Annotated in this window: 12 protein-coding genes; 6 read left to right on the forward strand and 6 right to left on the reverse strand. The window is 69.4% G+C overall.

Annotated elements, in window-relative coordinates:
* Nucleotides 1-125: 125 nt before the first annotated feature.
* The 4 genes from D457_RS32350 (at nucleotide 126) to ligD (ending at nucleotide 6,136) form a co-directional block, all read left to right on the forward strand.
* Entirely contained in the window at nucleotides 126-2,705 is a 2,580-nt protein-coding gene (locus D457_RS32350) for a protein kinase domain-containing protein (RefSeq protein WP_239646072.1), read from the forward strand.
* Nucleotides 2,706-3,142: 437 nt separating this feature from the next.
* On the forward strand, nucleotides 3,143-3,922 hold the full coding sequence (locus tag D457_RS0111325; protein WP_039831193.1) for an electron transfer flavoprotein subunit beta/FixA family protein: 780 nt from the start codon (nucleotides 3,143-3,145) through the stop codon (nucleotides 3,920-3,922).
* 33 nt (nucleotides 3,923-3,955) lie between these two features.
* Entirely contained in the window at nucleotides 3,956-4,900 is a 945-nt protein-coding gene (locus D457_RS0111330) for an electron transfer flavoprotein subunit alpha/FixB family protein (protein WP_017580779.1), read from the forward strand.
* Between the two features lie 318 nt (nucleotides 4,901-5,218).
* Nucleotides 5,219-6,136, forward strand: a complete 918-nt coding sequence (ligD, locus tag D457_RS0111340) for a non-homologous end-joining DNA ligase (protein ID WP_017580781.1) — start codon at nucleotides 5,219-5,221, stop codon at nucleotides 6,134-6,136.
* 33 nt (nucleotides 6,137-6,169) lie between these two features.
* Here ligD and D457_RS32355 read toward each other — a convergent pair whose 3' ends face one another.
* From D457_RS32355 to D457_RS0111365, 5 genes are all read right to left on the reverse strand, one after another.
* Nucleotides 6,170-8,047: an outer membrane protein assembly factor BamB family protein gene (locus D457_RS32355; protein WP_017580782.1), complete on the reverse strand. Its 1,878-nt coding sequence runs from the start codon at nucleotides 8,045-8,047 to the stop codon at nucleotides 6,170-6,172.
* Between the two features lie 94 nt (nucleotides 8,048-8,141).
* Nucleotides 8,142-8,444: a hypothetical protein gene (locus D457_RS0111350; RefSeq protein WP_017580783.1), complete on the reverse strand. Its 303-nt coding sequence runs from the start codon at nucleotides 8,442-8,444 to the stop codon at nucleotides 8,142-8,144.
* A gap of 72 nt (nucleotides 8,445-8,516) precedes the next feature.
* A complete protein-coding gene (locus D457_RS32360) occupies nucleotides 8,517-8,924 on the reverse strand; it encodes a hypothetical protein (protein ID WP_152514216.1) in 408 nt (135 codons plus the stop codon).
* 6 nt (nucleotides 8,925-8,930) lie between these two features.
* Nucleotides 8,931-9,692, reverse strand: coding sequence for a class I SAM-dependent methyltransferase (locus D457_RS0111360; RefSeq protein WP_017580785.1), 762 nt, complete (start codon nucleotides 9,690-9,692; stop codon nucleotides 8,931-8,933).
* Nucleotides 9,689-10,447, reverse strand: a complete 759-nt coding sequence (locus D457_RS0111365; protein ID WP_338043048.1) for a class I SAM-dependent methyltransferase — start codon at nucleotides 10,445-10,447, stop codon at nucleotides 9,689-9,691. The genes D457_RS0111360 and D457_RS0111365 overlap by 4 nt, the downstream gene beginning before the upstream one ends.
* 159 nt (nucleotides 10,448-10,606) lie before the next feature.
* Between D457_RS0111365 and D457_RS0111370 the strand changes: the two genes are divergently transcribed.
* The gene (locus tag D457_RS0111370) at nucleotides 10,607-12,664 is read left to right on the forward strand and encodes an ArnT family glycosyltransferase (protein ID WP_017580787.1); all 2,058 of its coding nucleotides are present in this window, start codon (nucleotides 10,607-10,609) and stop codon (nucleotides 12,662-12,664) included.
* Nucleotides 12,665-12,715: 51 nt separating this feature from the next.
* Here D457_RS0111370 and D457_RS0111375 read toward each other — a convergent pair whose 3' ends face one another.
* Nucleotides 12,716-14,026, reverse strand: a complete 1,311-nt coding sequence (locus tag D457_RS0111375) for an acyltransferase family protein (protein WP_017580788.1) — start codon at nucleotides 14,024-14,026, stop codon at nucleotides 12,716-12,718.
* 156 nt (nucleotides 14,027-14,182) lie between these two features.
* Between D457_RS0111375 and D457_RS0111380 the strand changes: the two genes are divergently transcribed.
* Entirely contained in the window at nucleotides 14,183-15,103 is a 921-nt protein-coding gene (locus tag D457_RS0111380) for a DUF3068 domain-containing protein (RefSeq protein WP_017580789.1), read from the forward strand.
* Nucleotides 15,104-15,281: the final 178 nt, after the last annotated feature.

A 15,281-nucleotide genomic window follows, 5' to 3' on the forward strand; every position in this document is an offset into this window, starting at 1 on the left:
TCTCCGGCGGGACCGAACAGACCACACGGGCCCCTCGGAGGGGCCACACAAGCCAATGTTGACCCATCCCCCGGCCGATAAGCTGGACGTGGTGGTATGTGGTCTTTTGAGGGGATGAGTTCTCGATGGCAATGTCGGCAGGTTTCCCCACGGGTGAAGAGCTGCCGGAGCGCATCGGCCACTACGTGATCCGTCGTCGCATCGGTGCCGGTGGGATGGGCGTGGTGTACCAGGCCGAGGACCCCCGGACCGAACAGTTCGTCGCGGTGAAGGTCCTCAAGCCCGAGGTCGCCGGAGACCACATCGCACGCGCCCGGCTCGCCCGCGAGGTCGAGACGATGCGCCGTGTGCAGAGCCCCAACGTGGCCGAGGTCATCGACGCGGACACCCAGGCCGAGCTGCCCTGGGTGGTCACCGAGTACATCCCCGGGCCCACCCTGGACGCCACCGTCACCGACCACGGACCCCTGCGCGGCCGCGCTCTGACCCGCTTCGTCACCGGTATGGCCCGGGCGATCAAGGACATCCACGCGGTAGAGGTGATCCACCGCGACCTCAAGCCCGGCAACGTGATCATCTCCAACGGCGAGCCGATCGTCATCGACTTCGGCATCGCGCACGCCGTGGACGGCGCCAAGCTGACCCAGACCGGCACGTTCGTCGGCACGCCCAGCTACCTGTCCCCGGAGGTCATCGAGGGCACGGACCTGGGCCCGGCCACCGACGTGCACGCCTGGGGCGGCACCGTCGCCTTCGCCTCGACCGGGCGCCCGCCCTACGGGGCGGGTTCGTTCGAGGTCATCTTCTTCCGGATCCTCAACGGCGAGATCGACATGGACGGGATGCACGAGGCCCTGCGCCCGCTCGTCAACCGCGCTGTCTCCCGGGACATGTCGGCCCGTCCGACCGCCGCGGAGCTGATGGTCGAGACCGGACGCCTCAACCTCGACCTGCCCTGGACCGAGACACCCGGCACGCCGCCGTCCACCGGGGAGACCGGCAAGCACACCATGCAGGCCCCCACTCCGACGCAGAGCCCCGCCGCCTCGGGCGGCCACGGCGGCTCGGGCCGGGGAGGAGCCGCCGCGGCGGGTTCCGCGGGCGCCGTGCTCGGCGGTGCGGGGGGCTACCTCGCGGGCCGGGCCTCCGAAGGCTGGGGTCCCGCGCACACGCGTGGCGGCGTCCCCAACACTTCGAGCGCCTGGGGCAGCCCTTCGGCTCCCCAAACCAGTCACGCCCAGTCCGGGGGGCACACCAGCCACGCCCAGTCCGGTGGCTGGGGTGCGGTCGACGACGAGGCGACGAACGATCTGAGCGGCGGACGGCCCAGCGGCACGGGTTCGGGCTGGGGTTCGGCTGACGACGAGGCGACGAACGATCTGAGCGGCGGACGGCCCACCGGCACGGGTTCGGGCTGGGGTCAGGACGACGAGGCCACTGACGACCTGAGCGGCGGGCGAGCGACCGGTTGGGGCTCCGCCGATGAGGACGCCACGGACGACCTCAGCGGAGCGCGTTCCACCGGATACGGCCGGGCCCCGGGCGGCGTGAACGTCACTGGCGGTGGCCGGGCCACCGGCTGGGGTCAGGACGACGAGGCCACCGATGACCTGAGCGGCGGGCGCGCCACCGGTTGGGGCCACGATGACGAGGCCACCGACGACCTGTCCAACATGGCCGGGACCGAGCGGATCACCCCCGGCTCCTCGAGCGACCTCGACGACCCCCAGGGCACTCAGCGGATCCAGCCCGTCCAGGACGACGTGCAGGGGACCCAGCGGATCAACCCGGGCGACCTGGCCCGGCAGGACCCGGCCGGGACCATGATGATGGGACCCGCCGAGACCGGCCGCCACCAGCGCGACCAGGGCGAGCCGGAGGGCCCCGCGCACACCCAGTTCTTCAACTCCCCGCTGGACCCGAACGCCTTCCAGGACATCCTGACCCCGGTCGGCCAGGACAACCGGTCGAACAACACGCAGGAGTTCGACGAGGACGACTACCAGGAGCGCGGCGGCCTGCTCGGACGCTTCAGGCGCGGTAGCACCGACAAGTTCGGCGACTACTTCCGCGGCGACGGACACGGCGACGAGTACGACGAGTACGAGGACGACGAGTACTACGACGAGTACTGGCGGATGCACCCGCTGGTGCTCATCCCGATCATGCTCGCCCTGGCCGGTGTGGCCCTGTGGTTCCCGTGGATCGGTATCTTCCTCGGCATCGTCGTCATCGCCGGTCTGAGCGCGCTGGACGTGGTCAAGTCCGAGCACGCGCGACGCCTTCAGACACGGGGCCCGAAGAGCTCCGACAACATGGTGGTGGTGCTCAGCTTCCCCTGGGCCTTCGGGCGGATGGTGCTGCGCACGGTCGGGTTCGGACTGATCTACCTGCTGGGCGGCATCCTCATCGGGATGGTCTACGCGACGATCGTGGACGCGCCGGGGGAGGGCGCCAACTACACGGCTGCCTTCGCGGTGTTCGTGATGATCCTGCTGAGCTACATCATGCCCAGCGGGCGTGAGGCTCGTCACCAGGCGGTCTGGATGGTGGAGCGGATCAAGTTCAGCAACCTGTACGTGTACGCGGGTGTGGTGATCGCCATCATCCTGTTCATGATGCTGATCCTGTCGACCGGCCTCACCTCGGCGCCGATCTGGTCCACGGGCGGGCCCGGCGGTCCGTCGGACTGGCTCAACAACTAGGCAGGGACTCGGCCACCGGGTGCGAGCTGCGCGGACGCTCCTTCTCCCGCTGGGAGGGGGAGCGTTCGGCGTTTGGGGGCGGTGCGCCAGCGAACGGCGTGTGTCCTGTCACTAAAGTGGGAGGCGGGGGCACCGCGCCCCGGCCGGTCGACGGCCGGTAGTGCCTGGTTGTCGCCGTAGCGGCGGCCCGGCGACGGCCGCCGAGCACGTTTTGGTTAGGGTTTCCTAAGTTGAATGTGGGGGCGCGGGTTGGCCTTCAAGCTACTTGCGAGTAACATAAGTGTTATTAGCACATGAGCGGGGCGGCTGTAGACGTGTACACCGGACCCGCCGTCGGATGGCCGAACGGCATTCGGCATTGTTGGCAGTAACGGGGCGCGCCAGCGCCCACCCGCCTGACGGCGGCTATGGGAGTGCAGGGAGGTCGGCCACCGGCCATGAATATTGTCGTTTTGGTCAAGCAGGTCCCGGACACGGCGACCGAACGGAAGCTCAACGCCGATGACAAGACGCTGGACCGCGCAGCGTCCGACGGCGTCATCAACGAGCTCTGCGAGTACGCCATCGAAGAGGCGCTCCTTCTCAAGGAGAAGCACGGCGGCGAGGTCACCATCCTGACGATGGGCCCGGACCAGGCCACGGACTCGATCCGCAAGGCCTTGTCCATGGGTGCCGACAAGGCCGTCTTCGTCAACGACGACGCGCTGCACGGCTCCGACGCGGTCCAGTCCGCCTACGCGCTCGCGCAGGCCCTGGGTACGCTCGAGTTCGACCTGGTCGTCCTCGGCTCGGAGTCCACCGACGCCCGCACCGGTGTCCTCGGTGCCGCGCTCGCCGAGTACCTCGGCCTGCCCCAGCTCACGCTGGCCGGCAAGGTCGACGTCGACGGCAGCGCCATCAAGATCCAGCGTCAGACCGACTACGGCTACGACGTGGTTGAGGCTCAGCTCCCGGCGGTCGTCTCCGTCGTGGAGAAGATCAACGAGCCCCGCTACCCGTCCTTCAAGCTGATCATGCAGGCGAAGAAGAAGCCGGTCGACAAGAAGTCCGCCGCTGACGCGGGCATCGACACCGGCAAGGTCGGTCTGGCCAACGCCACCACCGAGACCGTCGACTTCGCCGCCGCGCCGCCGCGCGCCGCGGGCACGATCGTCAAGGACGAGGGCGACGGCGGTACCAAGGCCGCCGACTTCCTCGCCGAGAAGAAGTTCGTGTAGGTCAGGCGAGAGACTCAGGAAGGTTCAAGGATTATGGCTGAGGTCCTCGTCCTCGTCGACCACGTCGACGGACAGGTCAAGAAGGTCACCACCGAGCTGCTGACCGCTGCGCGCCGCATCGGCGAGCCCGCCGCGGTGTGGGTCGGCGAAGGTGTGGAGTCGGGCAAGGCCGCACTGGCCGAGTTCGGCGCCGAGAAGGTCTACGTGGCTCCGGCGGAGGTGAACGACTACGTCGTCGCCCCCAAGGCCGAGCTGCTCACCAAGCTCGCCCAGGAGAAGGGCGCCGCCGCCATCCTCGTCTCGGCCACCGCCGAGAACAAGGAGATCGCCGGCCGCACCGCCGTGAAGCTGGGTTCCGGTGTGCTCACCGACGTCGTCGACGTCAACGCCGAGCTCGTCACCGAGCACAGCATCTTCGGTGGCGCCACCGTCACCCACGCCCGCGTGCGCACCGGTGTGCCGGTCATCGCGGTCCGCCCGAACTCCGTCGTCCCGGAGGCCGCCGCCGGCGCCGCCGCCGAGGAGGCCGTTTCGGTCGAGATCTCCGACGCCGCCAAGACCGCCAAGGTCGTCGAGCGCGTCGTCCAGGAGAAGGGCGAGCGCCCCGAGCTCACCGAGGCCGCCATCGTGGTCTCCGGTGGTCGCGGCGTGGGCTCCGACGACTTCGCCGTCGTCGAGAACCTGGCCGACTCCCTCGGTGCCGCCGTCGGTGCCTCGCGCGCCGTCGTCGACTCCGGCTGGTACCCGAACCAGTTCCAGGTCGGTCAGACCGGTAAGACGGTCAGCCCGAACCTGTACATCGCCCTGGGCATCTCCGGCGCGATCCAGCACCGGGCGGGTATGCAGACCTCGAAGAACATCGTCGCGGTCAACAAGGACCCCGAGGCGCCGATCTTCGAGCTCGCCGACTTCGGTGTCGTGGGTGACCTGCACACGGTCGCCCCGCAGCTGACCGAGGAGATCAACAAGCGCAAGTAGTTACGAGCGCTTCGCGAGTTCCAAGCCAACGCCCGACCGGAGGAGACTCCGGTCGGGCGTTGGCTTTTCGGTGTGCTCGTCGTCGCTGATCTGGAGCGGGGCCACCAGGTCGACGAGGAGTTCGCTCTCCCGCTCCACGTCGGTGACCGCGAAGGATTCCAGGGGCTACGCGTAGGGCGTGCGGGTGGGTGCCCGGGGACAGCCCGTGGGGCATCAGGGCAGGTGGTTTGCCCTATATGAAAGGTTCGGTGTGGTTTTCGGGGGGTGCGTCCGGGTAGATCCGGCGCACGAAGACCCAGACCGGAGGAGGTTCGGTTGATGCGGACGACGGTGCGGGCGGGGCGGCGCAAGGTGGAGGTCAGACACGCCGACAAGTCCCTCTTTGGGCCCGGTGGGGCGACCAAGGCCGATCTGGCCGACTACTACGCGAGGATCGCGCCTCTGATGCTGCCGCTGGTCCGGGGGCGTCCGGTGGCGCTGGAGCGTTACGTGGAGGGCATCGGCTCCCCGGGGTTCCTGGTCCAGCACCCGTCGCACCCCAAGTGGATCCGCACGGTGTGGACCTCCTCGGGACGGATGATGGAGTGCCAGGAGGCGGCCGCCTTGGTGTGGTGCGCTGATCAGGACGCCATCACCCTGCACACCTGGTCCTCGCGCACCCCGCGCCTGGGGCTGCCGGACCGGATGGTGCTGGACCTGGACCCGGTGGACTCGGGGGAGGACTCCTTCGACTCCTGCCGTGACGCTGCCTGGAACGTACGCGAGGTCCTGGGCGAGCTCGGCCTGGCCGCGTACGTGATGACCACCGGCTCCCGCGGCCTGCACATCCACTCGCCGCTCCGACCGGAGGTGGACGACCAGGACGTGCGAAGGCTCGCCAAGGCCGTCGCCGACCGGGTGGCCGCCCGCGCCCCCGACGAGTGGACCACCCGCGTGCGCAAGGCCGCCCGCCACGGCCGAATGTTCGTGGACTACCTGCGCAACGGCCCTGCCCAACTCGCTGTCGCGCCCTACTCGGTCCGAGCCAAACCCGGCGCCCCAGTGGCCACCCCGGTGACCTGGGAGGAACTGGACCAGCTCACCTCCTCCCAGGACTTCGGCATCGGCCTGGAACGGGACGAGTGCCCGTTCGCCGGAATGCGCAGACACGCCAGATCGCCACGCCGTGCCCTCTCCCTGCTGGACCGCAGAGAGGGAGGCGTGGTCCCCCGGCCCCGACCGGAAGAGGGAGGCTAGCGGGCGGGCCCGACGGAAAGCCGGCCCCGGGGATCAGGCGGCCTCAGGGGCGGAGATGGGGACGTAGGTCAGGGTCAGTTCCTGGCTGTACCAGGCCCCCGTCACCAGGACCAGGCCTCCAGGCAGGGGCACCAGCGTTGCGGGCTCGGCCTCGGGGTCGATGATCACCCCGGAGGTGCTGATGGCCGTCACCGACGTACGCAAGTGATGGCCGAGGACGATGGCGCCGCTACCGAAAGAACAGGACACATGGTCGTTGTCGCCGCGGTGGCTCCAGAGCACGGTGCCGGCCCGCAGGTCCACCGCGTGGACGGCCTGGGCGTTCCGGTTCTTGCCGAGGGCCAGGAAGTGCCCGTCGAAGACCTTGCCACCGCCTTGGGGACAGCTGTTCAGGGAGGATCCGTACAGCGGCCCGCCCTCCTCGACCACGCCGTCGCCGGAGGAGCTCCACAGCTGCTGGCCGGTGCTGTCGTAGGCGGTGAGGTAGCCCTCCGCGTCGTACTCCCGGTCCTGGCGGGCCGAGGCCGGACGCCCGATGTGATCGCCCTGGAAGGAGACCACCGTGATTCCGTCGGCGGTGACCACCCCGTCGATCCTCCGGGGACGGACAGCGGGCTCCCTCCGGGCGGGGGTCGTCACCTCATGGGTCGGTTCCGGGACCTCGTCCGCCACGGTGAACAGTTCGCGTCCGCTCCCGAGGTCGTAGGCGCTCAACCGGGTCCCGTTCCAGATCAGGAAGCGGTCCTCGGTGAACTCGAAACCCGCCTCGGCGTCCCCCCGGTTCCGTCTGCTGACCGCGGACCGCTGCTCGTCGTCCAGCAGGGGCCAGGAGTCCCAGGCACCCTCGGACAGCACTGCGACGACAGAGCCGTCCGCGCTGTCGAACAGGGCGGTCTCTCCCCGGGAGGTGAGGGCCGCGTAGCGGTCGGGGGCGTACGTCGAGGTGACCGGGGAGCGGGAGCCGGAATCGCACCACAGGCGCTCACCGGTGAGTTCGTCGAAGGCGGCCACGAACCGCGGGCCCTGCGAGGACCCGGCCCCGTACTCGACGAGGACGGTCGATCCCGCATGGTGGACCCGTTCGGAGGAGTAGGCGTTCCTGTCCCCGGGGACGGTGGATTTGCGCAGGTAGTCGGTGTCCAGGTGCCAGAGCGGGTCGCCGTCCCGGGTGTCCAGGGCGAGGACCCCCCGGTGGGTGGCGAGGGTGAGGACCTTCTCGGAGCCCCCGACCAGACGGGCCTCCCGGCTGACCGAGTTCTCGTGGTACGGCTCGACCTCCGGGGCCAGGGCCCACTGGTCCGACCCCGGGTCGAGGGGGAAGTCGTGCGGGACCGGGGGCGAAGGGTTTCCCTCCCACCAGTCAGCGGCACCCTGGTCGGTGCGCAGCCAGGAACAGGCCACGGTCTCCCGAAGCGGTCGGGTGTCCAGGGCGGAGAGCGCGGTCGTGGTCACCACCAGTACGAGAAGGCAGACCGAAAGGACCACGACGGGGGAGCGCGTTACCCGGGGGCCCGGTTCCCGGGCGTTCTCCGCGCTGCCCTCTCCACCCGGGCCGGCAGGTAGACCCCAACGCAGGGACACCGCGCAGAGCAGGACGATCACCAGCACCACGAGGGTCAGCCGGGACTGCCCCCGGAGCAGGAGCAGGGCCGAGCCGAACAGGACCGCGACGGTGAGCAGGTCGCCGACCACCACCAGGGCGGCGTGCGGGTGCAGCCTGCGCTTCGGCGGGTCCCCCGGGCCGCGCAGCAGGTGCAGCGCCACGGCGAACAGGGCCGGGAGTCCCACGGCGATGCCGGGATACACGTGCCACCAGAGCAGCAGCCCCAGGGCGAGCACGGCCAGGACACGGAGCGCCCACCACAACGAGCGGGAGAGGGGCACAAGCCAGGAGGGGAAGTCACGGTTCACGGTGTCTGAGTGTCCCAGATGAAGGCGACGTCCGTAGGGTCGCGCACCGCGCGGTGACGGGTCCGGAGGCCTGGCCCGGGGGTACCAGAGGCGGCTACCAGAGGCCGGAGCGGTCGGGGACGAGCATCGCTTCGTGGACCGTGTCCCAGCGGACGAAGCGCATCCCGGCTCCCTCGTTGAGGTCCTGTACGACGGCGTCGATGGACTGGCGGTCGAACTCGTCGGTCAGCTCTTGGTCGCCGTCGTGGTAGTCGGCGATGAGGCCGGTCACGTACTGGCGGAGGGGAGTGATGCCGAGGCGGGCCGCTGCCCGGGCCTGTTGTTCCCAGCGGGCGTCGTGGGGGATCCACGCCGCGATCACTTCGGTGGGGGTGGGGACGTACTCAGATGCGGCCATGCGGCAACCGTAGAACGAAAGGGGGTGGTGGGCACACGGATTCGTGAGTTGGCCACCGCAGGTGGGCAGTGCTCAGCTTTCGGCTTTGCTGCCCGAGTCGGCCTTCAGCATCATCGCGCGCAGTTCCACGGCGGCGGGGTGCTCGCTGTCGAAGTCGAAACCGGTGGTGCTGTCGCCGTCCCTGATCAGGAGCCGCTGGCAGCGGTAGCAGAGGACCACCTCGAACAGTGCCCGTTCGTTGGCCAGGGCCCGGAGGGCGTAGCGGGGAAGGAAGCACCGCCGGGCCTGGCCCGGCGGAAAGCCGCGCAGAAGAGACAGAGCTCTGCGCAGGGTGTCACCTTCCCAGGAGACGACGACCTTGCCGGGAACGGGGTGGGGCGGATTCGGGTGCGCGGCGGAGCCCGGGATCCGGACCAGGTGGAGGTGGGTGGCCCGTCCGGCGTCGGCGGGCACCTGGGGGTGAGTGCTTGACGCAGACATGGTCGGTCAGCGTTTGCGGAGGACGATCAGGAGGTTCCAGGTGACGATCTCGCGCAGCAGGGGCACGTGGACGATGGGCTTCATCCAGGTGGGCAGGTAGCGGGGCCGCAGGTCGACGACGTCGACGTCGGTCTGTGCGCGGACCCAGCGGATCATTTCCTTGGCGTGGGCGGCGTACATGGTGCGGCCGAAGTCGTTCTTGGGTCGGCGCCCGTTCTTGCGGGTGAACCGCTCGGCTGCGTAGGTACCGCCCAGGTAGTGCCAGGGAGAGGTCTCGTGGCCGCCCCACGGGGAGAGCCAGAGGGTGTAGGAGAGGTAGACGAGCCCGCCCTGGCGGGTCACCCGGACCATCTCGTCGGCCATGCGGGTCCGGTCGGGCACGTGCTCCAGGACATTGGAGGAGAAGCACACGTCCACGGTCCCGGTGCGCAGGGGGAGGTCGAGGGCGCTGCCCTGGACGGCGTTGGCGTCGGCCTCGCGGCCGTGCAGGGTCATCTCGTGCGCGTCCGAGTCCACGCAGAGGCAGCGGGCTCCAGAGGCGCGCAGGGCGTCGGCGAAGTAGCCCGGACCGCCGCCCACGTCCACGACCAGTTTTCCGTCCAGGGGCGTGTAGGAGCGCAGCTGGTCGACGGTGTCGCGGGCCAGCTCGCCGTAGAAGAACGCCGGGTCGGTCTGTTCCTTGCGGAAGGCCGAGAACAGCCCCACGGAGCGGGCGAGGGTCGCCCGGAACGGCACGGTCCCGTCTGGTCGGGTCTCGGCAGAGGTCATGCCCGCACCTCGATGTAGTGCCGCAGGTGCCGCCAGTGGTCGCCGCCCCAGTACTCGTCGGAGGCGGTGATCCGGGCCTCGGGGAGGAGCTCGGCGACGCGCTCGGTGCGCAGGGTGTGCATCCGCATCGGTGCCGGGTAGCGCAGGATCACCCGCTGGGCGAGGGCGACCAGGGGCCAGGGCGCGTACTTGAACACCAGACCCTTGAAGGTCCGCCGCTCGGACTCGGGCACGCCGACCACCAGGGCGCCGCCGGGTCGCACGACGCGGGCGAACTCACGCAGGTAGCCCTCGGCGAGGTTGGTGGGCAGGTGCTGGAGGACGAGGTCGGTGTAGACCAGGTCGAAGGAGTCGGTGTCGAACATCGACAGGTCCGGGCGCTCGTTCAGGACGAAGTCGATCCGCCCCTCGGAGCGGTCCAGGCGGCGTGCCTCCTCCAGCATGGGCGCGGAGATGTCCACGCCCACCACCCGGTCGAAGTGTGCGGCCAGGGCGTTGGAGAGCCGCCCGGCGCCGCAGCCGAAGTCCAGGACGCGGCCGCGCCGGGGCGCGAGGCCGAGCTCGTCCAGGCGGGCGATGGCCGGGGCGATGTCCGAGCGGCCGGAAGCCAGGAACTCGTCGTCGTCCCACCCGCCGTCACGCTTGGCCGGATCCACGCAGACCGCCCACAGCGGCTCGGTGGAACCCAGTCGGGTCCAGTCGCGGCGGACTTGTTCGAGCCCCACCGACATCACCCCCACAATGCTTGTGACCACCCGTTGCTCACCACTCCGAACAGCTCTGACTGGAGCTTGTTCCTGTTCTGGGTGCGCTGGCCATCAGGACCTGCGGCAACGGTCGAGGAATAAAGTGGAACGTGTTGTATTCTGGCACCCATTTTCCGGGTTGGCCAACCTACGGCGGGGAGAGTACCCATGTCGCCTGATTCCCCCACTGCGCGAGACGCGGACGGCGGGGCGGCTCCCAGCGTACGACGGGCGGTCGAAGAGCTGGACGACCAGGACCCCACCTACGGTGACGTGCTGGGGGCCTCCCTTGCTTCGATGCGCGGGCTGTGGCGGGACCGGATCTTCCAGGTTGGGCTCCTGGTCGTGCTCGGCGCGCTCCTGCTCAAGGTCTACGTGCTGAGCCAGTCGTACTTCGTTGAGGACGACTTCCTCTTCTTCGCCGCCGCGAACGCGGGCGACCTCTCCCCCGAGTACCTGCTGGAACTGCACAAGGGGCACTTCATGCCCGGCGCCCTGTTCCTGGTGTACGTCCAGACGGCCTTCGGCCCCTACCACTGGATGTCCGCCGCGGGCACGATGCTCATTCTCCAGGGCGCCGCGATCCTGGCCTTCTTCCGGTTGGTATGGGAATTGTTCGGCCGCCGCTGGGCCCTGCTCGTGCCGTTGACGGTGTACGCGCTGGCCCCGCTGACCATCCCGGTCCTGGGCTGGTGGTCGGCCGCGCTCAACGCGGTGCCCTTCCAGTTGGCGATCGTCCTGGCGCTGTTGTGGACCGTGCGCTACCTGCGCACTGACAATTCTCTCTTCGCCTGGTGGGCGGGGGGCGCGGTCGTGTTCGGGATGCTGTTCTCGGTCAAGGCCGTGTTCCTGCCGCCGCTGTTGCTCGCGGTCGCGGTCGCCTTCCTGTACCCGGGCGGGCTGCTCTCGGCGGTGCGGTACGCCTTCTGGCGGCACCGGGCCTTCTGGCTGGCGCTGGTCGGGTTTAGTGCGGGCTATCTCTTCCTCTACCTGTCCAGGCAGAACGCCTCCACCACCGGGGAGGGCGCCTCGGTGCCGGTGTCCGAGGTGGCCGGGCAGCTGGTGCGGCGGATGATCGGCGAGGTGTTCCCCACCGTCGCCCTCGGCGGACCCTTCCAGTGGGGCCCGGTCACCCCGGCCGGCGGTCTTGTGGATCCCCTCGGATACGTGCTGATCGGCGCGTGGATCGCACTCGTCGCGATCGTGGTCACCAGCCTGCGGGTGCGACGCGCGGCCTGGCGGGCCTGGGCGATCCTGTTCGGCTACCTGGTGTTCGCGGACGTCGTCCCCACCATCATCGCCCGGGGCAGCGTTTACGGCGAGGTCGGTTCGGACCCCCGCTACGTCGCCGACGCTGCGGTGGTGTTCGCCCTGGTCCTGGCCCTGGCTTTCCTCGCGACCCGGGAGGAGCGCGCACGTGAGTGGGTGGGCAACGCGGGGGAGGAGCGCCGCCGCGGCCGGATGCAACTCCTGCTGCCGTCCCGGAGCGTGTGGGTGGTCGCGATCGCCGTCACGCTGGTCTACGCGGGTTCGGCGTCCTACTCCACCTACACCTACGCCCAGACCCTCAGTGGGGATCGGCAGCGCGAGTACCTGGCCAACGTCCGGGAGTCCCTGGAGGACGTGCCCAGGAGCGCGGGCCTGTACAGCCGGGCGGTCCCCGACGACATTGTCCTGGACTGGAACGGGCCCCGCAGACTCAGCTCCTACGTCCTGTCCCCGCTGGCCGACCGCGACGTCGCCGCGCGGATGTACTCGCCGGAGGAGTCCGACAGCGCGTACGTCTTCGACGAGGAGGGACATCTCGTGGAGGCGGCGCCGACCGCCTGGGCTAACGCCTTCCGCCCCTCGGAGGACGAGGACTGCATGAAGAGCTGGGACGGCCTGATGTCCTGGAGCGTGTGGGAGGTCGGCGGGATCGAGCAGGTCGCGACGATCGGCTACACCTCGGAGGAGGACGCCAACCTGCTGCTGGTGGTCGGTGAGGTGGAGATCGAGACCGAGCTCCCCGCGGCTCCCGACGGCGGGTTCTGGTACGTGCCGGTCAGTGAGAGGGACAGCAAGTTCACCCTGTTCACCGACGCCGAGAAGACGTGTGTCACCTGGGCCTCGCTCGGTCACCTGTTCCCGGCTGACCAGGTCGCGGAGGAGGACGAAGAGGCCGAGGAGAGCGCCGAGTCCGAGGAACCGGAGGACGAGGACAGCGAAGCGGCCGAAGAAGGCTGAGCCCCGGGCCGGGGGCGGCGGGAAGCACTCGCTTCCCGCCGCCCCCAGCCCTCAGCGTTTCTTGGTGCTGAAGAACTTCCGCGACCACTTCCGGCTCGGTTCCTCCACCAGGTGGTAGGTCAGTTTGCCCAGCAGCACGCTGCCGATGATCACCGGGATGACGTCCAGCCAGAACGATCCGGTGAAGATCTCCTGTCCGGTGAAGTCGCGCCACAGGTACAGGACGATGAACTGCCACAGGAACACGCCGTAGCTGATCGGCGCGAAGTACACCATCACGGGGTGCCGCATCAGCCCGTCTAGCCAGGCGCCGTCGGTCCAGGTGTCGACGGAGCGCAGGCGGCGGCGCGGGCCGTCCGGGGCGGGCGGGGCCAGAGCAACGGGGGCGACGACGAAGAACGCGAAACCGATGCTCGTGGTCGCCTCGATGACGGACACCCACAGGTTGCCGGGTTCGAAGAACCGCCCGCCAGCGGCGGGCGTGGCCTCCAGGACGTAGAACGCGGCGGCGACCAGCCAGCACAGTCCCGGTGAGGTGCCGATGGTGCGGCAGAACCGGCGGACCGGGCCGTCGGGGCCGCTCTCCCGCCAGGCCCACTCGGAGAGGGTGGCCAGCGCCATCCCGACCGCGAACATGCCCATGCAACGCGGCAGCCACGAGTGCATGAGTTCGCGGGGCTCCGGATAGTACTGGGGGACCAGCGCCAGGTAGGACAGCGCCGTGATCACCACCAGCCCGCCGATGATCCTCCGGCCGCGCGCGTCCACCGTCTTCCCGCCCTTGGCCCACAGGCTGAGGAAGACCGCGAACAGCGGGAGCGTGAGGTAGAAGGCGACTTCGACCGACAGACTCCACATCTGCCCGAGGCCCTCGGGGCCCGGACCGGCCCAGTGCGGGCTGGTGTTGAACGGGAACGTCAGGGTGAGGACCTCCGCCCAGTGCCGGACCGAGGTCAGGTGCTCGCCCGCGTACAGCAGCAGGGCGGCGACGGCCACGACCCAGTAGGCGGGGAAGACGCGCATGACGCGGCGCCACAGGTAGGCGCGGGTGTCCGGCCCCCGGGTGCCGTCCAGCGCGGCCCGCGCCCAGGGCCGGTACAGCAGCACACCCGATAGTGCGAAGAACAGCGGTACCGCCAGGGCGGAGGCGCTGAGCAGGGCGCCGACCGGTCCGGGGGCGAGGGCGTCGCCGGTCTCGGTAGACACGTGGACCACCAGGACCATGAGGCAGGCCAGGGCGCGGATCCCGTCGAGGGCGTGGTGTCGTCCGCTCACCTGCGGAAGCAGGCGCGTGGGGTCGACGACGGGTGTTCGGGTGCTGGCCGAGGCGGGGTCCTCGGACGCGGCGGGAGTGGGCGCCATGGGGCCTTCCAGAACAGGAGGGAACCGAAACGCGTTCTACTAGAACGTGTTATAAAAATTCAGACACGCCCAGGTGACGTCGTTCACTACTGGGCAGTACTCTACCCGGAACTGAACCTAGTTCCAGATCTGACTCTCATCCGCCCAGGAGGGCACATGCGCCGTACCGTTGCGGTTGTTCTCATCGCGTTGGGGGTCTTCTGTCTCGCCCTGGCACCCATGATGCGTACGTGGGTGTCCAGTTCCCTGATGAAGACTCCGCTCGACTACTACAACCCCACCGTCAACGTCGGAGAGGTCACCTACTTCAACATCGAGGACGTCGAGCTCGTCGAGGACGCCGACGTGGAAGCGCACTCGACCATCCGGGCCGACGTGGCCTCCAGCAGCGACGACGTGGTGGTGTGGGACCAGTTCACCTGGATCAAGGACGCTGACACCGACTTTGGCATCAGCTCCACCAACCGCCGGGCCGGACACGACCGGGTCACCGGGGAGCTCGTCGACTGCTGCGACGCCATGATCAACGACCAGTCCGTCACCCAGACCGGGCAGGGCTGGAAGTTCCCCTTCTTCACGGAACAGCGTGACTACGACTTCTTCGAGACCACCGTCCAGGAGAACGTCCCCATGGAGTTCGAGGGCGTCGAGGAGATCGAGGGCGTCGAGGCCTACAAGTTCGTCCAGACCGTCGAGCCGACCGCGATCGACGAGCGCGAGCTCCCGCGCGAGGTCGCCGGACTCGAGGGCGAGGGCGACGTGGTCGGCGACGAGATGTTCTCGATCGTCCGGACCTACTGGGTCGAGCCGGTCAGCGGTTCTCCCATCAACATCAGCGAGGAGCACCACCGTGCCGTCGTCGTTGACGGCGAGGAGGTCCTGACCCTGCTCAGCGGTGAACTCAAGTTCGACGACGCCACCCGCGCCGCCGCCATCGAGAACACCGCGCAGGCTCGCGCGGTCCTGCCGCTGCTGCAAACCACCCTGCCGATCGGAGCGCTGATCGTGGGTGTCGGGCTCATCGGTATCGCGGTCGTCCTGCTGGTCACCGGTCGCCGTCCCGAGCACCACAACTAGAACCACCACCGAGGCCTTCGCCCGCTGTTCGCGGACCGATCTCCGCGCACGCGAAGCGCCTTCCCCGCACCTTCCCCCATCCACCCCCGACCCCGAAACCCACCCCGGCCGGGCCGCCCGACACCCCCACGGGCGGTCCGTCCGCACACACGGACACGAACCAGGGCACACACGGAGG

Origin of the sequence: Nocardiopsis valliformis DSM 45023 (assembly GCF_000340985.1) — a bacterium.
GTDB lineage: Bacteria > Actinomycetota > Actinomycetes > Streptosporangiales > Streptosporangiaceae > Nocardiopsis > Nocardiopsis exhalans.